Origin of the sequence: Pantoea sp. EA-12 (genome assembly GCF_030053355.1) — a bacterium.
In the GTDB taxonomy this organism is placed as follows: domain Bacteria; phylum Pseudomonadota; class Gammaproteobacteria; order Enterobacterales; family Enterobacteriaceae; genus Pantoea; species Pantoea vagans_C.
This window is the reverse complement of record NZ_JASGBY010000002.1, coordinates 269152-293264: the sequence shown is the minus strand read 5'-3', so window position 1 is coordinate 293264 and position 24113 is coordinate 269152. Positions and strand designations below refer to the sequence as shown.

The 24113-nt window shown below is 55.6% G+C and carries 22 protein-coding genes; 15 read left to right on the top strand and 7 right to left on the bottom strand.

Annotated features, from left to right (window positions below; all coding sequences use genetic code 11):
- Window positions 1-30: 30 nt before the first annotated feature.
- Window positions 31-2043: a bifunctional tRNA (5-methylaminomethyl-2-thiouridine)(34)-methyltransferase MnmC2/FAD-dependent 5-carboxymethylaminomethyl-2-thiouridine(34) oxidoreductase MnmC1 gene (mnmC, locus tag QMZ30_RS04010; RefSeq protein WP_283226486.1), complete on the bottom strand. Its 2013-nt coding sequence runs from the start codon at window positions 2041-2043 to the stop codon at window positions 31-33.
- Window positions 2044-2198: 155 nt separating this feature from the next.
- Here mnmC and fabB point away from each other — a divergent pair, with 155 nt between their 5' ends.
- Together fabB and QMZ30_RS04000 are read left to right on the top strand one after the other, a co-directional pair.
- Window positions 2199-3419: a beta-ketoacyl-ACP synthase I gene (fabB, locus tag QMZ30_RS04005; RefSeq protein WP_034825147.1), complete on the top strand. Its 1221-nt coding sequence runs from the start codon at window positions 2199-2201 to the stop codon at window positions 3417-3419.
- A gap of 251 nt (window positions 3420-3670) precedes the next feature.
- Window positions 3671-4852, top strand: coding sequence for an MFS transporter (locus QMZ30_RS04000; RefSeq protein ID WP_283226485.1), 1182 nt, complete (start codon window positions 3671-3673; stop codon window positions 4850-4852).
- Here QMZ30_RS04000 and pdxR read toward each other — a convergent pair.
- Entirely contained in the window at window positions 4815-6251 is a 1437-nt protein-coding gene (pdxR, locus tag QMZ30_RS03995; protein WP_283226484.1) for a MocR-like pyridoxine biosynthesis transcription factor PdxR, read from the bottom strand. The genes QMZ30_RS04000 and pdxR overlap by 38 nt on opposite strands.
- Window positions 6252-6337: 86 nt before the next feature.
- Here pdxR and QMZ30_RS03990 point away from each other — a divergent pair, with 86 nt between their 5' ends.
- Window positions 6338-6781 carry a rhodanese-like domain-containing protein gene (locus tag QMZ30_RS03990; protein WP_283226483.1) on the top strand — a complete coding sequence of 148 codons (444 nt, stop codon included), beginning with the start codon at window positions 6338-6340 and terminating at the stop codon, window positions 6779-6781.
- A gap of 1 nt (window position 6782) precedes the next feature.
- Here QMZ30_RS03990 and flk read toward each other — a convergent pair whose 3' ends face one another.
- The 4 genes from flk to QMZ30_RS03970 form a co-directional block, all read right to left on the bottom strand.
- The gene (gene flk / locus QMZ30_RS03985) at window positions 6783-7814 is read right to left on the bottom strand and encodes a flagella biosynthesis regulator Flk (RefSeq protein ID WP_283226482.1); all 1032 of its coding nucleotides are present in this window, start codon (window positions 7812-7814) and stop codon (window positions 6783-6785) included.
- Window positions 7815-7934: 120 nt separating this feature from the next.
- Complete coding sequence (locus QMZ30_RS03980; RefSeq protein ID WP_283226481.1) at window positions 7935-9443, bottom strand: tripartite tricarboxylate transporter permease; 1509 nt, start codon at window positions 9441-9443, stop codon at window positions 7935-7937.
- A gap of 12 nt (window positions 9444-9455) precedes the next feature.
- The gene (locus QMZ30_RS03975; protein WP_283226480.1) at window positions 9456-9887 is read right to left on the bottom strand and encodes a tripartite tricarboxylate transporter TctB family protein; all 432 of its coding nucleotides are present in this window, start codon (window positions 9885-9887) and stop codon (window positions 9456-9458) included.
- An 11-nt stretch (window positions 9888-9898) separates the two neighbouring features.
- Window positions 9899-10876, bottom strand: coding sequence for a Bug family tripartite tricarboxylate transporter substrate binding protein (locus tag QMZ30_RS03970; protein WP_283226479.1), 978 nt, complete (start codon window positions 10874-10876; stop codon window positions 9899-9901).
- A 120-nt stretch (window positions 10877-10996) separates the two neighbouring features.
- Here QMZ30_RS03970 and tctD point away from each other — a divergent pair, with 120 nt between their 5' ends.
- Window positions 10997-11668: a transcriptional regulator TctD gene (gene tctD / locus QMZ30_RS03965; protein ID WP_283226478.1), complete on the top strand. Its 672-nt coding sequence runs from the start codon at window positions 10997-10999 to the stop codon at window positions 11666-11668.
- Window positions 11659-13035, top strand: a complete 1377-nt coding sequence (locus QMZ30_RS03960; RefSeq protein WP_283226477.1) for a sensor histidine kinase — start codon at window positions 11659-11661, stop codon at window positions 13033-13035. The genes tctD and QMZ30_RS03960 overlap by 10 nt, the downstream gene beginning before the upstream one ends.
- On the opposite strand, the gene QMZ30_RS03955 is transcribed toward QMZ30_RS03960, so the two are convergent.
- Window positions 13022-13927: a DMT family transporter gene (locus tag QMZ30_RS03955; RefSeq protein ID WP_283226476.1), complete on the bottom strand. Its 906-nt coding sequence runs from the start codon at window positions 13925-13927 to the stop codon at window positions 13022-13024. The genes QMZ30_RS03960 and QMZ30_RS03955 overlap by 14 nt on opposite strands.
- 94 nt (window positions 13928-14021) lie before the next feature.
- Between QMZ30_RS03955 and QMZ30_RS03950 the strand changes: the two genes are divergently transcribed.
- From QMZ30_RS03950 to purF, 10 genes are all read left to right on the top strand, one after another.
- Complete coding sequence (locus tag QMZ30_RS03950) at window positions 14022-14801, top strand: AraC family transcriptional regulator (RefSeq protein ID WP_283226475.1); 780 nt, start codon at window positions 14022-14024, stop codon at window positions 14799-14801.
- A gap of 57 nt (window positions 14802-14858) precedes the next feature.
- Complete coding sequence (pdxB, locus tag QMZ30_RS03945) at window positions 14859-15983, top strand: 4-phosphoerythronate dehydrogenase PdxB (RefSeq protein ID WP_283226474.1); 1125 nt, start codon at window positions 14859-14861, stop codon at window positions 15981-15983.
- Window positions 15984-16085: 102 nt separating this feature from the next.
- The gene (locus QMZ30_RS03940; RefSeq protein WP_283226473.1) at window positions 16086-17096 is read left to right on the top strand and encodes an aspartate-semialdehyde dehydrogenase; all 1011 of its coding nucleotides are present in this window, start codon (window positions 16086-16088) and stop codon (window positions 17094-17096) included.
- On the top strand, window positions 17096-17902 hold the full coding sequence (gene truA, locus QMZ30_RS03935; RefSeq protein WP_064511439.1) for a tRNA pseudouridine(38-40) synthase TruA: 807 nt from the start codon (window positions 17096-17098) through the stop codon (window positions 17900-17902). The genes QMZ30_RS03940 and truA overlap by 1 nt, the downstream gene beginning before the upstream one ends.
- A 29-nt stretch (window positions 17903-17931) precedes the next feature.
- Complete coding sequence (locus tag QMZ30_RS03930; protein ID WP_039337194.1) at window positions 17932-18594, top strand: DedA family protein; 663 nt, start codon at window positions 17932-17934, stop codon at window positions 18592-18594.
- A gap of 132 nt (window positions 18595-18726) precedes the next feature.
- Window positions 18727-19635, top strand: coding sequence for an acetyl-CoA carboxylase, carboxyltransferase subunit beta (accD, locus tag QMZ30_RS03925; RefSeq protein WP_039337192.1), 909 nt, complete (start codon window positions 18727-18729; stop codon window positions 19633-19635).
- 67 nt (window positions 19636-19702) lie between these two features.
- A complete protein-coding gene (gene folC, locus QMZ30_RS03920) occupies window positions 19703-20968 on the top strand; it encodes a bifunctional tetrahydrofolate synthase/dihydrofolate synthase (RefSeq protein ID WP_039337190.1) in 1266 nt (421 codons plus the stop codon).
- Window positions 20958-21713, top strand: coding sequence for a cell division protein DedD (dedD, locus tag QMZ30_RS03915; protein WP_283226472.1), 756 nt, complete (start codon window positions 20958-20960; stop codon window positions 21711-21713). The genes folC and dedD overlap by 11 nt, the downstream gene beginning before the upstream one ends.
- A 250-nt stretch (window positions 21714-21963) precedes the next feature.
- Window positions 21964-22449, top strand: coding sequence for a colicin V production protein (gene cvpA, locus QMZ30_RS03910; protein WP_034825265.1), 486 nt, complete (start codon window positions 21964-21966; stop codon window positions 22447-22449).
- Between the two features lie 36 nt (window positions 22450-22485).
- A complete protein-coding gene (gene purF, locus QMZ30_RS03905) occupies window positions 22486-24003 on the top strand; it encodes an amidophosphoribosyltransferase (protein WP_283226471.1) in 1518 nt (505 codons plus the stop codon).
- Window positions 24004-24113: the final 110 nt, after the last annotated feature.

Here is a 24113-nt window from a genome sequence, read left to right as displayed (position 1 = left end):
ACAAACGGGGCGATTACTCGCCCCGTTCTGTTACCGCCCGGCTTTTTTTCCTTTCAGCAGTTTCCTTACCCAGTAGCGATTGGGATTCATCGCCGCCAGCGTTGCCGCATCCAGCGGTTGGGGTTCGCCACTCATCTGCGCAGCCAGCACTTCTGCGGCCAGCGGTGCGCTGCATAAACCGCGCGAACCTAACGCCCCCAGCACAAACAACCCGCTATGCACTGGCGCTTCAGTGATGGTGTCACCCTGTGCACGCTGCTCAGGCAGGTTGGCATACTGCGCAAGGGTGGCGGGGTAATCGGGCGCGCTGCCACTCATCGGCAGATGGTCACGTGTGGCACAACGCACACCGACACGCGCCTCGTTATCACGGATATCCACCTGCAGCGGCCAGTCTGCATCAGGTAAACAGTTAATCAGTCGCTGACGATTTTCCTGCTGATCGTCAGCGCGGAAGGTGGTGGCGGTATCACCACGATGATAGCTGGCACCGATACAGTGGGTATTAAAGTCAGGGCTGACCGGGGTGAGATAGCCGTCGTAGCACAGCACGGTTTTTAACGCGCCCAAGGCGGGATGGGTCGGCACGTGGCTCACCTGGCCTGACACGGCGTACACTGGCAGTTCTTTGCTCTGTTCTATCTCCAGTAGCGCATGTCCATTCGCCAATACCACTTGCTGATGTTTGACCGCCGGTTGCTCGCTGAACTGCAACGTCCAGCCATCCTCTGCACGCTCCATCTTTGTGACCTGATGCAGCCAGTGCACGCGTAAGCCCAGTGTTTGCGCATGTTCAAGCAAATTGCTGGTGAGTTGAGAAGGAGAGAGCCAGCCGCCTTGCGGGTAGAAAATACCGCCGCTTCCAGTTTCCACGCCTGCCAGTTGTTCCGCTTCCTCTTTATTCACTCCCCGCGCGACTTCCTGTGGCAGTGCCATCTGCAGCATCTGCGCAATTTTCTCTGCGCTTTTACTGTCCCAGCCAAGTTGCAACACGCCGCTCCAGTCATGCTCAAACATCACTGGCAGTTGATCGTACAAACGGCGGGCAAAGGTGAACGCTGCAGGAAAGAAGGTGGCAAGTGCCGGGTCGTGTTGATTGAGCAGGGGGTAGAGTGCTCCCTGACGATTACCTGAAGCGCCCAATGCGGGAGCCGCATCTGTGCAATAAAGGGTCACTTTCCAGCCTCGGCGTAACAGCGCTAAAGCTAACACGGCGCTGGCGACCCCCCCGCCAATCAGCGCGGCTTCCTGGCTGTTAGCAGCAGGGCGGGCGTACCACGGCTGGCTGTGGGGCAGGGTAATGCTCTGATCCATCACCCCGGTTAACATTTCACGTTTGTGGCCAAACCCTTTGCGTTTTGCCACGGTGAAACCCGCTTCCTGCAACCCACGCCGCACGAAACCGGCTGCTGTAAAGGTCGCCAGTGTCCCACCCGGTCGGGCGAGGCGCGCCATGGCAGCGAAAAGCTCGGGGGTCCACATCTCAGGGTTTTTTGCCGGTGCAAAGCCATCTAAAAACCATGCGTCCACTTGCCGATTAAGACTGTCATCAAAGGTATTAATTAGCGCGTTAATATCTCCGAGCCAGAGATCGAGCGTGACTTTACCGCCGTTGAACAATATGCGCTGGCAACCCGGTAACGCTTGCGGCCACTGTTGTTGTAGCTGTTCGGCCCAGGGCGCCAGCTCAGGCCAGTGTGCATGGGCAGCCATGAGATCGGCTTGGGTAAGTGGGAATTTTTCGGCGCTGATAAAGTGCAGGCGCTTCAGTTTGGCATCTGGATGCGCGTGACAGAAGCGATCGAAGGCTTGCCACAGCGTCAAAAAGTTAAGACCAGTCCCAAAACCGCTTTCGGCAACAATAAAAATATCGCGCGAATGTTCGGCAAAACGGAGTGGAATTTGGTTGCCATCAAGGAACACATAGCGTGTCTCTTCCAACCCGTTGTCGTTGGAGAAGTAGACGTCGTCGAATGCTCGGGAAACAGGTGTACCCTGATCATTCCAGTTTAATTGCGCGTGTTCAACCGGGGATAACTTCACGGGAAAGGCTCGTTTTTCAGGCAGTGGCGCGATTTTAACGAGTGCAGTGACATGACGCAAATTTACAAAAGGAAATGGCTGATCGGACTTGTTCGGCTTACAACTGTAAGCTAGAGTGCACGTCAATCCAAAAGAAGTGGAATGAGGACTATTGAATGAAACGTGCAGTGATTACTGGCCTGGGTATTGTTTCCAGCATTGGTAATAACCAGCAAGAAGTGCTGGCTTCTCTGCGTGAAGGCCGTTCCGGGATCACTTTCTCTGAAGAGATGAGAGATATCGGTATGCGCAGCCACGTATGGGGCAACGTCAAACTGGATACCAACGGGCTCATCGATCGCAAAATCGTGCGTTTCATGAGTGATGCTTCAATCTACGCTTACCTGTCTATGGCTGAAGCCATTCAGGACTCCGGTCTGACTGATGAGCAGTATCAGAACAACCCACGTGTGGGTCTGATTGCCGGTTCAGGCGGTGGTTCCCCGCGTTACCAGGTCTTTGGTGCTGACGCGATGCGCGGCCCACGTGGTCTGAAAGCGGTCGGTCCTTATGTGGTGACCAAAGCCATGGGTTCTGGTGTGTCAGCTTGCCTGGCCACGCCGTTCAAAATCCACGGTGTGAACTACTCAATCAGCTCTGCTTGTGCGACTTCCGCACACTGTATTGGTAATGCCGTTGAGCAGATCCAACTGGGCAAACAGGACATCGTGTTTGCTGGCGGCGGCGAAGAGCTGAGCTGGGAAATGGCCTGTGAGTTTGATGCGATGGGCGCACTGTCCACCAAATACAACGAAACGCCAGAAAAAGCGTCACGTACTTACGATGCGAACCGTGATGGTTTCGTGATCGCAGGCGGCGGCGGTATGGTTGTTGTCGAAGAGCTGGAGCATGCTCTGGCGCGTGGCGCACACATCTATGCAGAAATCGTGGGCTACGGCGCGACCTCTGACGGTGCGGACATGGTTGCACCTTCAGGCGAAGGCGCAGTGCGTTGCATGAAGATGGCGATGCAGGGCGTTGATACCCCAATCGATTACCTCAACACCCACGGCACTTCAACGCCAGTTGGCGATGTGAAAGAGCTGGGTGCGATTCGTGAAGTGTTCGGTGACAACTCTCCGTACATCTCTGCAACCAAAGCCATGACCGGTCACTCACTGGGTGCGGCGGGCGTGCAGGAAGCAATTTACACGCTGTTAATGCTGGAGCACAGCTTCATCGCGCCAAGCATCAACATCGAAGAGATTGATGAAGCCGGTAAAGGCTTGAACATCGTGACTCAGCCAACTGAAAAAGCGCTGACTACCGTGATGTCTAACAGCTTCGGTTTCGGTGGCACTAACGCCACGCTAACGATGCGTAAGCTGCCAGCATAAAATAGTCGTCATATTTCAACCTGCAGCCTGCCTGCGAGTTGAAGTATTTCGTGCATAACATGCTCAGTATCAAGGGCCGGTCAATCCGGCCCTTGTTGTTTTTGACATTTATCCCTTCGCTTGCCTACACTCTTCGTTCTTACCTGAAACAAAATAATCGTTTGCGCGTATTGTGAATCAAATCACCCGTTTTTGCTGCAAGCAGCCAACGAACCTATTGCGCATGCCCTGAACAAGGAGTTCATACCATCATGACCACGGCTGCTGATACGCAGACGCAATCCGTACTGCCTTTAGGCTGCATCTCTTTTGCGGTATTCCTCACTTATCTTACTGCCGGGCTAGCCTTGCCGGTGATCCCGCTGTATGTCCATCAGCAGTTGGGCATGAGCAACCTGATGGTCGGCGTGGCGGTGGGGATTCAGTTCTTCGCTACCCTGCTGACGCGCAGCTTTGCGGGCCGTCGCGCCGATCAGCACGGTGCCAAGCTCACCACACAGCACGGGATGATTGCCATAGCGCTAGTCGGTGTCGCCTATTTGGCGGCGGCATTGTTGCCAGTGTCTCCCTGGGCCAAATTTGGTCTGTTAGCGGTAGGACGCTTGTTACTGGGCTTTGGTGAGAGCCTGCTGCTGACCGGCAATCTCACCTGGGGTATGGGATTGGTCGGAAGCAAACGTTCTGGATTGGTGATGTCGTGGAACGGCATGGCGATTTATGGATCGCTGGCAGCTGGCGCACCGCTTGGCTTACTCATCAATCAACACGGCGGTTTTGCGGCGTTGGGTGCTGTGGCGCTACTCCTTCCTTTGCTCTCGCTAGCGATCAACAGCTGGGTGAGCAAAGTCCCGGTAGTCGGCGGGGATCGGCCTTCACTGTTCAGCGTGGTAAAAACCATTTTCCAGCCGGGTGTGGCGTTGGCACTGCAAGGTACCGGATTCGCGGTCATCGGCACTTTCACCTCGCTCTACTTTGCCGCTGAGAACTGGGGTAACGCCGGTTTTGCCCTGACGGCATTCGGCTGTGCCTTTGTGCTGGTGCGGGTATTTTTTGGCGGCTTGCCCGATCGTCACGGCGGCGTGCGCGTGGCGATGGTGTCGCTGTTGGTGGAAACCTTGGGTTTGCTGGTGCTGGCGTGTGCGAGCTCTGGCTGGATGGCGCTGGTCGGCGCGGCACTGACCGGCTGCGGCTGCTCGCTGATCTTCCCGGCATTGGGTGTCGAAGTGATTAAACGCGTGTCCCCGCAGATTCGCGGCACTGCACTGGGTGGATTCTCCGCCTTTCAGGATATCGCTTATGGTGCCAGCGGTCCGCTCACCGGCCTGCTGGCGACCGCGCTGGGCTATGGTTCGGTCTACCTGGCCGGTGCCTGCTGCGCGGCATTGGGCATTTTGGTTACCTGGGCGTTTGCGCGTAGCGCGACAACAGCCTGACCAGCTTATCACAGGCACTGATAATCTCACCGGGCGTCAGTGCCGCAAAGCCGAGCAGCCAGCCGGCTTGTTTTGTATCCCCTGCATATAACGGCGACAGGCGTGGTAGCAACAACCCCACCTCACTGGCCTGCTGTGTCAATTGTGCTTCATCACCTTGATTCAAAGTGACGGCCAATTGCAGACCGCCAGTCGCATGCCAGGGTGTCAGCCACGGTTGCAGGCGTGAGTGGATTTGCTCCAGCAAGCGGTCGCGGCGGCTGTGATAGAGCTGGCGCATTAACCGTAAATGGCTGGCAAAATGGCCCTGCTGCATAAATTCGGCGGTGATCGCCTGGGGTAACAGTGCGCTGTGACCATCCATCACGCTGCGTGCGCGACCCAATGCTTCTACCAACTGCGGTGGCACCACCATCCACGCCAAACGCAGCGAAGGGAACAGCGTTTTGGAAAAGGTACCAAGACAGATTACCCGGCTGTCGCTCTCCAACCCCTGAAGCGCCGGGGCGGGACGATCCTCATAATGAAATTCACTGTCGTAATCATCTTCAATCAACCAGCTTTGTTGTTGGCGCGCCCAGGCAAGCCACTGTAAACGGCGGGCCAGGCTCATCGGCGTGCCGGTGGGGTAATGATGCGCAGGCGTCAGATAGACCAATTTGGCATGCCCACTTAGCGGCACGGCACCTTCGCTATCCAGCGGCATGGCACGGCAGCGCGCACCGGCAGCCAGAAAGGCATTACGTGCACCAGGATAGCCGGGATCTTCCAGCCACACCTCATCATGATTATCCAGGAACATCAAAGCCAGTAGCTGCAATGCCTGTTGCGAGCTGGTCAACATCACCACCTGTTCAGCGGTGCAACGCACCCCGCGTGAAAGTGCCAGATAATCCGCTACCGCCTGACGGAGCGGTGGGTATCCTAACGGGTCGCCATAACCCATCAACTGACTCCCGATCTGACGTTGAACACTGTTGCTGGTGCGTCGCCATTGTTCATGCGGAAAGGCGCGTAACTCCGGTGAACCGGCGGCGAAAGCGTAGGGGAAGGGGGGATCCTGGCAACCGCCGGTGGCCAGAACGCGCTCGCCACGCCGCGAGAAAGTTGGGGAGTCGATTGATGCTGAGGATATCTGTCGTACCGGCATAGCAATCGACACAAAGGTGCCGCTTCCCGCTCGCCGCTCCAGATAACCCTCACTCTCCAATTGCGCATAGGCGCTTTCCACCGTAACGCGTGAGAGTGATAAATCCAGCGCCAACTGGCGGCTGGAGGGTAACTTCTGCTGATGGTGTAAATGGCCGTGGACAATCGCCTGACGCAGCGTATTGCACACACGCTCGCGCAATCCACCCGGCGACTGCAAGTGAAACAGTGCCAAAAAAGAGAGGCTCATTGTGGTCTTATCATCATCTAAAAAGTGGTATCAGGTTACAGACCACTTTGCCGTAGACTGAGGGAAAATCACAACAGGAGAATGCGATGTCATCGGTATTACATGTTCCCGCAGCCAGCCCAGCAGAAAGCCTGGCCTATTTGCAGCACAAACTGAGTTATTACACTGATGCCTGGGATCTGGCAGAAGATTTGGCTCTGGGCATAACGGCCATCGTGGTGATTGATGCACGTTCCGAGGAGGTTTATCAGGCGGGACATATCACAGGGGCGATCTCTTTCCCTCATCGCACCATGAATGCCGAATCGACTGCGCAGCTGGATCGCAGCAAAGTTTACATCACCTATTGCGATGGCATTGGCTGTAATGGATCGACCAAAGCCGCGCTGAAACTGGCGTCACTGGGTTTACAGGTGAAGGAGCTGATTGGCGGTTTGGATTTTTGGAAGCGGGATGGGCACCCGTTGACGTGGGGCGCAGCACCAGGTGAGTGGCCACAAGCCACTCCCGGCGCACACTGCGGCTGTTAATTTACAAGAACAGCCACAGTAAAAAGAAGAACAGCGCCAGTCCAAGGATCAGCGTTAATGCCGGACGCTGGGCCAGCGGACGCGGCAGCATTTCAACCCAAGGTGACCAGATGGGCTGAGGGCGTAATTCGCTGGCGGCATGCGGTTGTTCAAGCGTCTTCTCTACGCGGCGGCTGAACAGCACATTGAGCAGATCTTGCGCTTGTGCCGGGGTCAGTACCGTTTGCGGCGTGGCCTGGAAGCGTTGCTGGCTGTAATCTTCCAGCAATCGTTGTTCATCATGAGTCAGCGGTTGTTTCAGCGAGCTTTCCAGTAACTGTAGCGTTGGCGCATGATGCTGGCTCAGCGTCTGACGCACCTGAAGATACTGTGTCAGCAGTGGGAAGTGGCGTGAGGGAATGGGATCGCCACTTTTCAGATTGACCAGTTTTAAGGTATCAGCCAGCAGTTTAACCGGCGATTCGCCGGTCGTCGCGGCAAGGCGTGTGACTTGCTGATTGAGTGACTGCTGTTCAGCCGGCAGCAAGGTGCGATCCGAGACGCGCGTTTGCTGAGGCTGTGGGATCGCCATCTGGCCATTTTGCAGCATCGTCAACACCTGACGCAGTTGATCCTGCGACAGCGCACTTAACACGGTTTGGTTAAATTGCTGACGAATAAAGTCACTGACGGCCTGACGATTATTGCCCTGCGGCAGTTTTTCTAACAACTGCTGCAATAGCTGGCGCGTGGCCAGGCTGTTTTGCACCTGCGTTAAACGACCATTCAGATGCTGTTCAGCGGCAGGGAAATGGCGCGATTGGAGTTCTGCATCGTTCTTCACCCCCACCTCATGACGCACGCCTGCCCACAACTCCGGCGCTTTCAGTGTGCTGAGAGACATGATGCGAACAATGAGACGTTCCAGCGTCGTGCGCTGGGCAGGGGTGAGGGGCTGTTCACCCGCCGGTCCGCCAGGACGGGTTGGGCCAGTTGCGAGAGTAGGCGTTGAACGATCGCCCGCAGGCACACCGGGACCGCTGAGAGGTTGCATGGCGGAATCCTTGAAAAACGAGGTCAGATCCGGGTGCGCCGGAAAAAAGAGGCCATATGATAACAAAAGCCCCCGGGAAATCCACGGGGGCAGTGAGGGGAAATCGCGTCAGGTGCCGACTTATTCTGCTTCAGCCAGTTTAAGACGCTTACGTCGCCAGCGTTTCCACAATGGCGGCACGATCAGGACGGCAATCGCCAGCACCAATAGTACTTTACAGATAAGGCTTTCCCACAGAATCGGCAGGTTGCCGTTACTGATGGAAAGTGCTCGACGTAGATTTTGCTCCAGCATCTCTCCCAGCACGAAACCTAAAATTAGCGGTGACATCGGGAAATCCATTTTACGCAGGATATAGCCAAAAATACCCAAACCGACCATCAGCAGCAGATCAAAAGTGGTACTGTGCACGGCGTAAACACCGACTGCAGAGATCGCAGCGATCGCTGGCACCAGGAACCACAGCGGAATCGTCAACATGCGCGCAAAGATATTGATCATCGGGATATTCATGATCAATAGCATCACGTTACCAATCAGCAGTGCCGCAATCAGGCCCCAGACGATATCGGGTTGCTCGGTAAACATCGCCGGCCCAGGTGTGATGTTATACAGCGTCAGTGCACCCACCATCACCGCCGTGGTGCCAGAGCCTGGAATACCCAGCGTCAGCATCGGAATAAAGGAGCCGCAGGCTGAAGCGTTGTTAGCCGCTTCAGGCGCTGCCACGCCGCGAATATCCCCTTTCCCAAACTGATCGCTGCCGCTGATTTTCTTCTCGCTCATATAAGCGATGGCACTGGCGATGGTTGCGCCCGCGCCTGGCAGCACACCGACAAAGAAACCGATAAAGGAGGAGCGCAAGGTTGCACCGGTTGCCTGCGCGGCTTCTTTCATATTGAACATCATGCGACCGCTGGCACGGACCACTTTCTGGCCGCTGCTGGTGGATTCCAGCATCAGCAGGATTTCACTGACCGAAAATAGCCCAATCACCACCACAACAAACTGGATGCCATCGGAGAGGTGGACGCTATCAAACGTGAAGCGATAGACACCGGTATTGGCATCAACGCCTACAGTCGCCATGCCCAAGCCAATCAGCGCAGCCAAAAACGATTTCAACGGATTGTGGCTCATCATGCTGCCCAGACAGGCAATAGCAAACACCATCAGCGCGAAATACTCTGCCGGGCCAAAGGCCAGCGACCAGTTAGCCAGGATAGGGGCGAAGAGAATAATGCCGAGGATGGAGATAGTGGACCCAATAAACGAACTCACCGCCGAAATCGATAAGGCAACGCCGGCTTTACCCTGTTGCGCCATAGGGTAGCCATCCAGCGCGGTCATAATTGCGCCGGCATCACCCGGTACGTTGAGAAGAATGGAGGATATGCGCCCACCGTACTCACAGCCAATGTAGACCGTCGCGAGCAGGATCAGTGCTGACTCGGCCGGTAAGTGCAGAGCAAACGCTAGTGGCATCAGGATCGCCACGCCGTTAATGGGCCCGAGTCCGGGCAGCAAGCCGACAATGGTGCCAATAAAGCAGCCAATCAGCGCGATCATCAGGTTTTCCGGCGTCATCGCGACGTCAAACCCTTGCATCAGAAATGACCAGGTATCCATGTGAGACTCCTGTTAATTGAACCAGCTGCCGACCGGTAAGGTGACGTCAAGCAGGCGGTCAAAGGCATAAAACAGCGCAACACCCATCACCCCACCGGACACCGCGGCCGCCCACCAGCGCGCGCCAAACAACAATCCGATGCCAAAGGTCAGTAGCGAGGTGCATAAAGCGAAGCCCATTCGCTCAAATAGCCAGCCATAAACCACCAACATCAGGCACATTAGCACCAGCTTTTTCAGTGTGGCGGCGGCAGGCCACTGCACCCCATCAGGCTTGCGCAGTAACATCATCACGGCGCAAATCGCCATTAACCCCAGCAGCAACATTGGGAAAGGGCGAGGGCCGACCGGCTCATAGCTGTACTCACTCTGGATTTGCCAGGCGATAAACAGCCCGGCAATGCACAGCAGCAGCCAGATACCGGCGAAGATACGATCGCTCATCATCGACTCCGTTATTTGGCCAGGCCAAAGGATTTGGCTTGTTCTCGGTATTCAGCCACTTGTTTTTTCACATAGGCATCCAGTTCGTTGCCGAACAAGTTGAATTCAAACAGTCCGCGCATATCGCGCTGTTGCTGGAATTCTTTGGTGGTGACCAGTTTCTTGAACGCGTCTTCCCACCATTGATATTCCGCGTCACTCACTTTCGGACCGAGGTAATAGCCACGAATGATCGGCCATTCAACGTTGTAGCCTTGCTCTTTGGCGGTGGGCACACTCGCCAGATCACCTGGTAAGCGTTTATCAGACATCACGGCCAGCACGCGCAACTTGCCAGCCTGCAGATGTGGCACCATCTCGCTCATATCACCGGACACCACCTGAATATGGTTACCCAACAGTGCTGTTACCGGCTCGCCACCACCTTCAAAGGCGACGTAGCGCATCTTGCGTGGGTCGATGCCCGCTTCGCGAGCCAGTAAGGCGGTTTTCATCCAATCCTGGCTACCAATGGAGGCACCCGCACCGACTACCACTTTTGTGGGATCGCTCTTCATGGCTTCCATCAGTTCGCCCAGCGTTTTCCATGGGGCATCATTGCGCACCGCGACGATGCCGTAGTCGGTGCCGACCGCAGCCAACCACTTCACGTCACTTTCTGAATAGCGACCAAACTTGCCCTGAGAGAGATTGAGCAACGAACCGCCGGAGAAGGCCACCAGCGTGCCTGCTTCGGCCGGGCGTTGCGCAATAATGGCGTTGTAAGCTACGGCACCGACACCGCCTGGCATGTATGTCACACGCATCGGCTTCTTGATTTCGCCGGTTTCCTGCATCGAAACCTGAATCAGTTTACAGGTCAGATCGAACCCGCCGCCGGGTTTGGCAGGGGCGATACATTCTGTGCGGTCTGGTGCTTCTGCCATCGCAGAAGAGATCGACACAGCCAGTAGGGTTGAGGCGAGGGCGAGGGGTAAGATTTTTTTCATTATTCGCTCCATTCATTCTTCCAGAGTGTGACAACTGCCGAACATTCGGCGTTGCTGAATTGTTAATGGCGTAACCTTTCATTTACCTTTCAATGCTCGGGAAAAGTAGCAGGATGTGATATGCGTCTCTTACTGGTGGAAGATACGGTTGAGTTAGCCAACTGGCTGCAAAAAGCCCTGACACAGAAAGGCTTTGCCGTGGATTGGGTGGCGGACGGGCTGGCGGCGGATCACGTTTTGCAAAGCGAAGACTATGCGGTGGTGGTATTGGATGTGTCGCTGCCGCGCTTAGATGGCCTTGCGGTGCTGGCGCGATTGCGTAAACGCGGGCAGGCCACCCCGGTGTTGCTGCTGACGGCCAAAAGCGCACTGGAACAGCGCGTGCAAGGACTGAATGCGGGCGCGGATGACTATCTCACTAAGCCGTTTGAACTGGATGAGTTGGAAGCGCGCTTGCGGGCGCTGCTGCGCCGCAGTCAGGGGCAAACAGCGCAATCACAGACCGTAGGGCAACTGGAGCGCGACGGCGAAGGCTATTTTTTGTTGAATCACAAACCCTTGCTGCTCACCCCGCGCGAAGCCAGCGTGCTCTCCACGTTGATGCAACGCCCTGGACGTCCTGTGTCACGTCAACATCTTTACGAACAAACCTTCACCTTGACCGATGAAGCCAGCCTGGAAAGTATTGAGCTGTACGTGCATCGGGTAAGGAAAAAACTGCAGGGCAGTGATGTCGCGATCGTGACGCTACGTGGATTAGGTTACAGCCTGGAGTGCCAACCGTGCGCCTGAGCCATTCACTGCGTGGTGAACTGCTGCTGTGGTTGGGTGCCCCGTTGATGTTGCTGTGGGGATTGTCGGTTTACACCCATTATCAAAGCGCAATGCAAGCCGCGAATCAGGCCTATGACCGCTCACTCCTCGCCTCGGCAAGGACGGTGGCGGAGAGGCTGGTGGTGCGGCAAAACCATCTGGATGTGGATGTCCCTTGGGTGGTGCTCGACAGTTTCGAGCGCAATATGAACGATCAGCTGTTTTATCAGGTCATTTCGCCGCAGGGTAAAACCCTGTCTGGCTATCCCGATTTGCCCCCATTGCCACGCAATGCGCCCCTTTCAGAGGCCTATCCTGCATTAGTGCATTTTTATGATGGCAATTATCGTAAACAACCGATTCGGGTGGCGGCGTTATGGCAGCCGGTGAACGAGCAAGGCGTAGAGGGGATGGCACTGGTCTTAGTGGCCGAAACCCTTAATTCGCGGCATGTCTTTGCGGAAGGACTGTTGCGCACCGCTTTGATTAGCCAAAGCTTTCTGGTGCTGATTACCCTGTTATTAGCCAGCCTGCTGTTACGCAAAGTGTTAAGGCCGCTGCGCCGGTTATCGCGCATGATGTTACGCCGTGCGCCCGGTGAGTTAACGCCCTTGCCATCGCTATTGCCCTGGTCGGAATTACAGCCTCTGATTATCGCCTTCAATCGCCATCTGGAACGACTGCGCGGTTTACTGGCGCGTCAGGAACGTTTTAGTGCGGATGTTTCGCACCAGTTGCGTACGCCACTCACCATTCTCAAAACGCAGGTTGGCGTTGCATTGAATAGTGACGACCCCGCGCAATGGCGGGAAAGTTTGCTTGGTATGCGCCATACGCTCAACGATACGGTACAACTCACCGACCGACTTTTGCAGCTTGCGCAAATCAAAGCCCGGCACGGAGAAGATAAACCCTTCGCCCGCGTCAACCTGAATCAAATCGTGGAACAGGCTTGCTTCAGCAGCTATGCCGCCGCACGCCACAAACAGATTGACCTGGGGTTTGAAGGCGACATCGCCTGTAACGTGCAAGGCGATAGCCTATTGCTGGCTGAGCTGTGTGCCAACTTACTCGACAACGCGATCAAATACACGCCTGAAGGGGGCGTCGTGACGGCGCGATTGCAGGAAAAAATGCTGGAAATAGAGGACAGTGGGCCGGGCATCAGTACGTCACAACAGCATCAGGCTTTGCAGCCGTTTGGTCGTTTAGAGAATGCCAGCCAGCCTGGGGCAGGCATCGGCCTCGCGCTGGTGAAAGATATTTGTGCCTGGCATGGTGCACAATTGCAACTCGATCGCAGCCCACAATTAGGCGGGCTGCGGGTCATCATTAACTTTCGCTGATCTGCGGCGCGATGGCGCGCGGCTTGCGCAGCGGGGTTTTCAGGCGTTGCGCCAGAATCACGCCGACTAACGTCATGCCGCCGCCCACCCAGTGATAGGCATGCAACTGCTCATGCAGGAACAGCACGGCGATAATTGCCGTAAAAGCCGGTACGAAATTCATAAAGATGCTGGTGGTGCTGGCACCGAGCCGTTGTACGCCAAGAATCCACAGGAATGGCGCGACAATAGAAGCAAATAGCCCTGCAAACAGCACCAGCGGAATATTATGCATATTCAGCGTGACGTCTGGTGCATGCAGGAAACCCGGCAATAGCAGCAACACGCCAAAGAAAATCTGTACATAGAGGCTCTGCCAGGTGGGCAGCGGGATCGCCCAGCGCTTGGTAAGTACGCCATAGAGCGCGTACGAAGTAGAGGCCGCCAGCATCATCAACTCCCCGTTTCCGAGACGTTGATTCAGCAGCTGGGCAGGGTTGCCTTCACTGACCAGCCACACCAGCCCGACAAATGACAGCAGGCCGCCGATCAAAATCCCACGCGTGGGTGCGAGGCGCAGCACGAACACACTGAGCAAGATGGTTAACAGTGGGATGGTGGCACCCAGAATACCCATCATCACCGCTGACACGCTGTGCGCCGCGTAGTAGGCAAGACTCTGATACAGCACCATGCCCAGCAGGCCGAGGACCAGTAAACGCCACACATTTGCACGAATGGTCTGTCGATGACGCCAGACACCGGGCAAGCAGAACGGCGCCAGCACCACCAGCGCCAGCAACCAGCGATAGAATGAAATGGCGGCAGGATCGATGCTCCCGGCAGAGAGTTTGCTGACGATGGTGTTGATCGACCAGATCAGCACCGCAATCAGCGGAAAGAGTAAATTCATCGTACGGCTCCTGAAATAATTGCGAATAGTTTACGTTTGACCGGTTTAAACCAGATAGTTAAAATCGGACAATATTCGTTAATGACCGGACAGAATGAATTTACAGATCGAGTATCAGGCGCCCATTGATGCACCGATGCTGCGCTTCTTTATGCGTTATGACGAAGCCAATGCGAAGACCGAGTATCTTCCACATGCTCACGATTGGGGGCAGGTGATTTTTGTCACCCGCCACGTCATGGAGATGGAAGTGGAGGGTGAGCGCTTGTTGGCCCCTTCAGATATGCCGATCTGGATCCCACCGACCCATCGTCACAGCAGCTATAACCACAACACCGCGCACTTTCGCACCTTGAATATTGCCGCTGAGCTTTGCCACGACCTGCCGGAAAAAGCCTGTTTGCTTAACGTCGATGCCATTGTGCACGCCATTATGAACGACTTTGCGCGGCGCTCGCTGGAACAGCCTCAGACCGAAGCCGACTGGCGATTGTGCGAGGTACTCATCGACCGCCTGGGTTTAGCGCCCGTGCACACCAGTTATTTACCGTTATCGGATGACAAATTTCTCGCGCCGATTCTCCGCGCGCTGGAGGATAACCCCGGCGATAACACCACGCTGGCACAATGGGCGAAGTGCGTATTTACCACCGAGCGTACGCTGGCGCGGCGTTGCCAACAGCAACTGAACATGTCGTTCAGCGAATGGCGGCAGCGTTTGCGTTTTCTGCGCGCGATTGCGCTTCTTGAGCAAGGTTGTAGCGTGCAGGGGATCGCACATGAACTCGGTTACAGTTCGGCATCCGCGCTGATTGTGATGTTTCAACAGCAGGCGGGTACGACGCCCGATCGCTATCGCAGTCGGTTAGTCTAATCCCAGACTTTGTGACAAAATACGCCCCGTTTATTTCAATATGACAGGACCGCCGCAGTGAAAATTCTCGTCGATGAAAATATGCCTTACGCCCGTGAACTGTTCAGCCGTACTGGTGATGTGCTGGCGGTACCGGGTCGACCATTACCGGAAGCGGAATTACAGAATGCCAGCGGACTGATGGTGCGTTCCGTCACCAAAGTCAATGCGGCACTGCTGGCGGGCACGCCGGTGAAGTTTGTCGGTACTGCGACGGCAGGCACTGACCATATTGATGACGCATCGCTGGCGGCGGCGGGCATTGCCTTCTCTGCCGCGCCGGGCTGCAACGCCATTGCCGTAGTGGAGTATGTGTTCTCTTCTTTACTGCTGCTGGCTGAGCGTGATGGTTTCGAGTTGCGCGATCGTACTGTGGGCATTGTCGGCGTTGGGAATGTCGGCGGACGCTTGCAAAAACGTCTTGCCGCCTGGGGTGTGAAAACTTTGCTGTGCGATCCGCCACGCGCCTATCGTGGCGATCAGGAAGATTTCCATTCGCTCGATGAGGTGGTGGCGCAGGCCGATATCCTGACGTTCCACACGCCACTGTTTAAAGATGGGCCTTATAAAAGCTGGCATCTGGCCGACATGGCGCTGTTGATGGCGTTAAAACCGAACACCATCCTGATCAACGCCTGTCGTGGCCCGGTGGTGGATAACGCCGCCTTACTGGAAGTGCTCAAGCTGCGCAGCGATCTGAGCGTGGTGCTGGATGTGTGGGAGCCAGAGCCGGATCTGAATCTGGATCTGCTGGATAAAGTGGATATCGCCACGGCCCATATTGCAGGCTATACCCTGGAAGGGAAAGCGCGCGGAACCACGCAGGTATTCGAAGCCTGGTGTGACTTTATCGGCCAGCCCCAACAGGTGGCGCTGGAGAGTCTGCTGCCTGCACCCGAGTTTGGCACCATCACGCTGCACGGTAAGCTCGATCAGCCTACGCTGAAACGACTGGTGCATCTGGTGTATGATGTGCGCCGCGATGATGCCCCACTACGAAAAGTGGCCGCGCAGCCAGGTGAATTTGACCGCCTGCGCAAGCAGTACGAAGAGCGCCGTGAGTGGTCCTCGCTGCAGGTGAAATGCGATGACGCCGACGCGGCTGCCATGCTGGAAAAACTCGGTTTTCGCGCCAGTTTGTAAAGTTAAATCAATCCCCTGCGTTTTCGCGCGGGAAAAGTCTTAAATGTCAGGCGGTGATGTCACCGCCTCAATTTTTTGTGTCATTGTCTGGAGTAAACCAACATGTCTGACGGCTGGAATATCGCGCTACTGGGCGCAACAGGCGCAGTAGGGAACGCTGTACTGGAATTGCTGGCAGAACGCCAGTTCCCGGTTGGTGAATTGCATCTGCTGGCGAGTGAAAACAGCGCCGGTGAGAGTGTACGTTTTGATGGTCGTACCCTGCGGGTGCAGGATGCCGCCGAGTTCGACTGGACCCAGGCACAGCTGGCATTTTTCGCGGCTGGGCGTGAAGCCTCAGCACGTTATGCGGATGATGCCGCGAGCCAGGGTTGTCTGGTGATCGACAGCAGCGACCTGTTCGCGCTGGAGCCGGATGTGCCGTTGGTGGTGCCAGATGTCAATCCGCAGGTGCTGGCCGACTATCGTAATCGTAATATTGTGACAGTGGCAGATGCGCTGGTCAGTCAGTTGCTGAGCGCGATCAAACCGCTGGTGGATAGCGCCGGTTTAAGCCGTTTACAGGTCACCAACCTGATGTCTGTCTCCAGCCATGGTAAAGCCGCGGTTGATGGCCTGGCCGGTGAGAGCGCGCGTTTGCTGAACGGCATCCCCGCCGATGAACACTACTTTGGCCGCCAGCTGGCGTTCAACCTGTTGCCACAGTTGGCAGACAACAATGGCAGCGTTGAGAGCGAACGTCGTTTGGTGGATCAAGTACGTAAAGTGTTGCAGGACGAAGGTTTACCGATTGCGGTCAGCAGCGTGCAGGCACCGGTGTTTTACGGCAGCGCACAGTTGGTGCACATCGAAAACCTGCGCCCGCTGTCAGCAGAAGAAGCACGAGATGAACTGGCCCGTGCCGAAGACATCAATTTGAGCGAAGACGGTGAGTACCCAACGCCGGTCAGCGATGCATCGGGCAGCGATGCACTGAGCATTGGCAACGTGCGTAACGATTACGGCGTGCCTGAACTGCTGCAGTTCTGGTCAGTGGCGGACAACATCCGCTTCGGCGGCGCATTGATGGCCGTGAAAACCGCTGAGAAATTGGTGCAGGAGTATTTCTATTAATGTTGTCTGAAGCTAAGACCATTAAGCTGGCGTTAGGCATTGAGTACGATGGCAGCCGTTATTACGGCTGGCAGCGACAGAATGAAGTGCGCAGCGTGCAGGAAAAGCTGGAAAAAGCGCTGTCGAAAGTGGCGAACCATCCGGTGGTGGTGTTCTGCGCCGGACGCACCGATGCGGGTGTGCATGGGACCGGGCAGGTGGTGCATTTTGAAACCACCTCACAGCGTGCTGACGGTGCCTGGACGCTGGGCGCCAACGCCAATTTGCCGGATGACATTGCGGTGCGTTGGGTCAAAGAAGTGCCCGATGAGTTCCACGCGCGTTTCAGTGCCACTGCGCGTCGCTATCGCTACGTGATTTTCAACCAGCGGCTGCGTCCTGCGATTCTGGGTAACGGTATCACCCATTTTTATCATCCGCTGGATGCGGAAAAAATGCAGCGTGCAGGGCAGTGTTTGATCGGCGAGAACGATTTTACCTCGTTCCGTGCCGTACAGTGCCAGTCACGCACACCGTGGCGCAATGTGATGCACCTCAACGTCACGCGTCAGGGGCCGTATGTGATTGTCGATATCAAAGCCAACGCCTTTGTGCATCACATGGTGCGCAATATCGTTGGCAGCCTGATGGAAATTGGTTGTGGCAACAAGCCTGAGAATTGGATGGCTGAGTTGCTGGCAGCAAAAGATCGCACTCTGGCGGCAGCAACCGCTAAAGCAGAAGGGTTGTATTTGGTGGCGGTGGATTATCCATCCCATTTTGCGTTACCTCAGCCTGCGCTGGGACCCTTGTTCCTCGCGGATTAACTGTTAATTGAAGGATGTAGGGGAGCCGTATGGAGTTTATCCACTTCGTTATTGATTTTATTCTGCATATTGATGTGCATTTAGCCGAACTCGTGGCGCAGTACGGCATCTGGATTTACGCCATTCTGTTCCTGATCCTGTTCTGTGAAACCGGCTTAGTGGTCACACCTTTCCTGCCAGGGGATTCCCTGCTGTTTGTGGCCGGTGCCTTGGCTGCACTGCCGGGCAACGATCTCAATGTGCATTTAATGGTGACGCTGCTGGTGATCGCCGCCATCCTCGGCGATGCGGTGAACTACACTATTGGTCGGTTGTTCGGTGAGAAGCTGTTCAGTAACCCGAACTCAAAAATTTTCCGTCGCAGCTACCTGGATAAAACCCACGCGTTCTATGATCGCCACGGCGGTAAAACCATTATACTTGCGCGCTTTGTACCAATCGTGCGAACCTTTGCCCCCTTTGTGGCAGGGATGGGACACATGTCTTATCGCCACTTCGCGCTCTTCAACGTAACGGGTGCGCTGCTTTGGGTGCTGCTCTTCTCCTACGCCGGTTACCTGTTTGGTGACTTGCCAGTGGTGCAAGAGAACCTGAAGCTGCTGATTGTGGGCATTATTGTGGTCTCAATACTGCCAGGCGTGATTGAAGTATGGCGCCATCGCCGTCAGGCGCGTCAGCAGAAGCCACAGTAAGCCTGTTACCAGATTTTTGTCCACAGCGAGAACGGGTTGTGGTTTAATGAGCGACATTTACGGCCTGCTGAAGGTGATTTCGGCAGCCACAAGAAGACTGGACCAGGTCAGCATTAAACAGAAAGGTCATCAATGAGCTGGATTGAACGCATACTGAATAAAAGCACCACCACGCCAACGCGCAAAGCCAGTATCCCGGAAGGGGTCTGGACCAAATGCGATAGCTGCGGTCAGGTGCTGTACCGCGCCGAGCTGGAGCGTAACCTTGAGGTCTGCCCGAAGTGCGACCACCACATGCGTATGCACGCCCGTGAGCGTCTGCACAGCATGCTGGACGAAGGTTCTCTGGTTGAGTTAGGCAGCGAGCTGGAACCGAAGGATCTGCTGAAGTTCCGCGATTCTAAGAAGTACAAAGATCGTCTGGTTGCCGCGCAGAAAGATACCGGTGAAAAAGATGCACTGATCACCATGAAAGGTACACTGCATGGTATGCCGGTGGTGGCTGTGGCTTTCGAGTTCTCCTTTATGGGCGGCTCGATGGGTTCTGTGGTTGGCGCGCGCTTTGTGCGTGGCGTTGAACAAGCACTGGAAGATAACTGCCCACTGATTTGCTTCTCAGCCAGTGGCGGTGCGCGTATGCAGGAAGCGTTGCAGTCGCTGATGCAGATGGCGAAAACCAGCGCAGCCTTGGCGAAAATGCAGGAGCGCGGCTTGCCGTACATCTCCGTGCTGACTGACCCAACCATGGGTGGTGTGTCAGCCAGCTTCGCGATGTTAGGCGATCTGAACGTGGCAGAACCGAAAGCCCTGATCGGCTTTGCGGGTCCACGCGTCATTGAGCAGACCGTGCGCGAAAAACTGCCGCCGGGCTTCCAGCGCAGTGAGTTCCTGATTGAGAAAGGCGCGATCGACATGATCATCCGTCGTCCGGAAATGCGCTTTAAGCTGGCAAGCCTGCTGGCGAAAATGATGAACCTGCCAGCGCCGCTGCAGGATGGTGATCAGCCAACGACGGCTGAGCCGGAGAGCAACGAGGCCTGATCAGGCAACGAAAAGGCGCATTTATGCGCCTTTTCACCAATGCACCGTCAATCAGTTAACGGGACACATGGACAAGACTCTTCCCCAAGCCACGTCGCCTTTGGCCACGTGGCTTCATTATCTAGAACATCTTCATTCGCAGGCCATCGAACTGGGTCTGGACCGTATTCAACGCGTTGCTGCACGCCTCGATTTACTCAAACCCGCTCCGTTTATCTTCACCGTCGCCGGCACTAACGGCAAAGGCACCACCTGTCGTACGCTGGAAACCTTGTTGATGGCCGCGGGATACCGTGTGGGTGTTTACAGTTCGCCGCATCTGGTGCGCTACACTGAGCGTGTACGTGTGCAGGGCGCTGAGCTGGATGAAGCGCTGCACAGCGCCAGTTTCGCCAGCATCGAAGCCGGGCGCGGTGACACTTCGCTGACCTATTTCGAATTTGGTACGCTATCGGCACTCAATCTGTTCCGCGATGCCAACCTTGATGTGGTGATCCTGGAAGTCGGGCTGGGCGGTCGTCTGGATGCCACCAACATTGTCGATGCTGATGTAGCGGTTATCACCAGTATTGCCCTGGATCACACTGACTGGCTGGGGCCAGATCGCGAAAGTATCGGACGTGAAAAGGCCGGCGTGTTCCGCGCCGGTAAGCCTGCGGTAGTGGGTGAACCTGATATGCCGCACACCATTGCAGAGGTGGCCGCAGAGAAGGGCGCGCAGCTGCTGCAAATCAATCGCGACTGGCAGTGGCAAAAACAGGAAAACAGCTGGACGTTGCAGGATGCGCACGGTGAGTTGCGCGACCTGCCATTGCCACAGGTGCCGCTGCCCAACGCGGCAACGGCACTGACGGCGTTACGCGCCTCTGGCCTGAATGTCAGTGAGGCAGTGATCCGCGAACATCTGCCATTGGCGATTTTGCCGGGCCGCTTCCAGACCGTGAGCGAATCACCGCGCGTGATCCTCGATGTGGCGCACAATCCACATGCCGCTTATTATCTGGCTTCACGGTTGGCTGAACTGCCAAAGCGCGGGAAAGTCCTGGCGGTGGTTGGCATGCTGCACGACAAAGATATCGCTGGCACCCTGGCGGCATTGTCGCCACAGGTGGACAGCTGGTATTGCGCGCCACTTGATGGTCCACGCGGTGCAACCGCCGATGAGTTGATTGCGCATCTTGATGCAGGCAAAGCGTTCACGCATGTGGATGCGGCATGGCAAGCAGCGCGCCTGCAAGCAGCGCCTGAGGATGTGATTCTGGTGTGTGGATCTTTCCACACCGTCGCACAGGTTATGGAATCGATGGCAGCGGAGAACGGCAGTGGCAAGTAAGTTTCAAAATCGCTTAGTCGGGACCGTTATTCTGGTTGCGATTGGCGTCATTGTGTTGCCGGGCCTGTTGGACGGCAAGAAAAAACACTACAAGGAAGAGTTTGCGGCGATCCCGCTGGTGCCCAAACCTGACGATCAGCAAGACAGCGAAATGGTACCGCCGGTCACGCAACCGTTGCCTGCGCAACCGCCAGAAGGCGCCGGTGCGGCACAGAATCCGGATAATGCGAAAGCCACGGGTAATGCCAGCAACGGCAATGCCCAGCCTGCGCAGAACAGTGAGCCGACGCTGGTGACACCACCGCCGGTGCATCAGCAGGTGAAGCCGGTTGAGCAACCGAAGCCCAAACCGATTGAACAACCCAAGCCGAAGCCCGTAGAACAGCCGAAGCCAAAACCTGTCGAGCAGGCAAAACCGAAACCGGTAGAACAACCGAAGCCGGTTGAGCAGCCGAAAGCGGTTGAAACGCCGAAGCAGAGTGAGCCGGAAGCGGCACCAGCAGGCCAGGCGTATGTGGTGCAACTCGGCGCGCTGAAGAATGCGGCCAAGGTGAGTGAGATCGTGGCGCAACTGCGTCTCTCGGGCTATCGCGCCTTTACCGTGCCGTCAACGCCGGTGCAGGGACAAATCACCCGAATTTACGTGGGTCCGGATGCGTCAAAAGCGAAGCTGCAAAGTTCACTGAGCGAGCTACAAAGCATTTCAGGCCTCGGTGGTGTGATTAAACCGTACGGTACACGTTAATGGCTTGATAAGCCGCGCCGATAGCAGTAAAAGGCGCGGTAAAGCATTCGCAGTTTGTCAAAATGGCATGAAAAAATTAATTAATATCAGTAGGTTGAATCGCTGATAATACTCAGGGCGAGGAAAGTTTTTTTCATCGCCTTTTTTATGGATGCAGAACCGGAAAACCCTACGCAAACGTTTTCTTTTTCTGTTAGAATGCGCCCCGAACTGGATGCAGGGGTGCATAAGCACTGGGCTGGAAGAGTTCATGATCTGGATTGATTACGTCATTATTGCGGTAGTTGGTTTTTCGGCTCTGGTCAGCCTGATTCGTGGGTTTGTCCGTGAAGCCTTATCTCTCGTTACCTGGGGATGCGCGTTTTTTGTCGCCAGTCATTACTACACCTACCTTGCAGTCTGGTTTACAGGTTTTGACGACGAACTGGTTCGCAACGGCATCGCTATCGCGGTGTTATTCGTTGCCACCCTGATTGTGGGTGCCATCGTGAACTATGTGATCGGCTCGCTGGTGGAAAAAACCGGCTTGTCGGGAACCGACAGGGTGTTGGGGGTCTGTTTCGGGGCGTTGCGTGGCGTGCTGATTGTTTCCGCTATGCTCTTCTTCCTCGATACATTCACCGGCTTTTCTAAAAGCCCGGACTGGCAACAGTCGCAACTCATTCCCCAGTTCAGTTACATCATCAGGTGGTTTTTCGATTACCTGAAAAGCACGTCCAGTTTTATACCCCGGTAACGCCACCGGGAGTGCGGCCAATGAGGAAATGACAACATGTGCGGTATTGTTGGTATCACCGGTTTTATGCCAGTAAACCAGTCGATCTATGACGCGTTAACGGTGCTGCAGCACCGCGGGCAAGATGCCGCCGGCATTTGTACCATCGATGCGCTTAACTGTTTTCGTCTGCGTAAAGCAAACGGCTTGGTGAGCGATGTTTTCGAAGCACGCCACATGCAGCGTTTGCAGGGTAACATCGGGATTGGTCACGTTCGCTACCCAACGGCGGGCAGCTCCAGTGCTTCTGAAGCGCAGCCATTCTATGTCAACTCCCCTTATGGTATTACGCTGGCGCACAACGGTAACCTCACCAATGCGCACGAGCTGCGTAAACACCTGTTCGAAGTGGGTCGCCGTCACGTTAACACCACCTCTGATTCTGAAATCCTGCTGAATATCTTTGCGCAGGAGCTGGACCGTTTTCAGCATTACCCGCTGGAAGCTGACAACATTTTTGCTGCGGTGGCGGCGGTGCATCAGCATGTGCGCGGCGCTTACGCAGTGGTTTCGATGATTATCGGGCACGGTATGGTCGCGTTCCGCGATCCAAACGGAATTCGTCCGCTGGTACTGGGCAAACGTGTGATTGAAGATGGCCGCACCGAATATATGGTGGCCTCTGAAAGTGTCGCGCTGGATACCCTGGGCTTTGAGTTCATTCGCGATGTGGCACCGGGCGAAGCGGTGTACATCACCGAACAAGGTCAGCTCTCTACACGTCAGTGTGCTGAGAATCCGAAAACCAATCCGTGCCTGTTCGAATACGTTTATTTTGCTCGCCCAGACTCGTTCCTGGATAAGGTTTCTGTCTATAGCGCGCGCGTGCGCATGGGCACCAAGCTGGGCGAGAAAATTGCTCGCGAGTGGGAAGATCTGGATATCGATGTGGTGATCCCGATTCCGGAAACCTCGACCGATGCTGCGCTGGAAATCGCTCGCATCCTCGACAAACCTTATCGTCAGGGCTTTGTGAAAAACCGCTACGTTGGCCGCACCTTCATCATGCCTGGTCAGCATCAGCGCCGCAGCGCGATTCGCCGCAAGTTGAACGCCAACCGTGCGGAATTCCGTGATAAGAACGTGCTGCTGATCGATGACTCAATTGTCCGTGGCACCACCTCAGAGCAGATCATTGAGATGGCACGTGAAGCGGGCGCAAAACGCGTTTACCTTGCGTCGGCTGCACCGGAAATTCGTTTCCCGAACGTATACGGCATCGATATGCCGAGTGCCACGGAACTGATTGCTCACGGTCGTGAAGTGGAAGAGATTCGCCAGCTAATCAAAGCTGATGCCCTGATTTTCCAGGACCTGAATGATCTTATCGAAGCCGTGCGCGAAGAGAACCCGGATATTGCTCAGTTTGAGTGCTCGGTATTCAACGGCGTTTACGTGACTAAAGACGTTGACCAGCAGTACCTTGAGTACCTGCAGTCACTGCGTAATGACGATGCGAAAGCGATTCAGCGTCAGAATGAAGTGGAAGGGCTGGAGTTGCATAACGAAGGTTAACCTCTTCGCGGTGCACACATAAAACAGGGCGGGCGCAATCCCGCCCTGTTTGTTTTTGTATTTTTGTTCAGGTAGCGGCTATCATTGCCGCAATCTGAATGGCAAGGCTG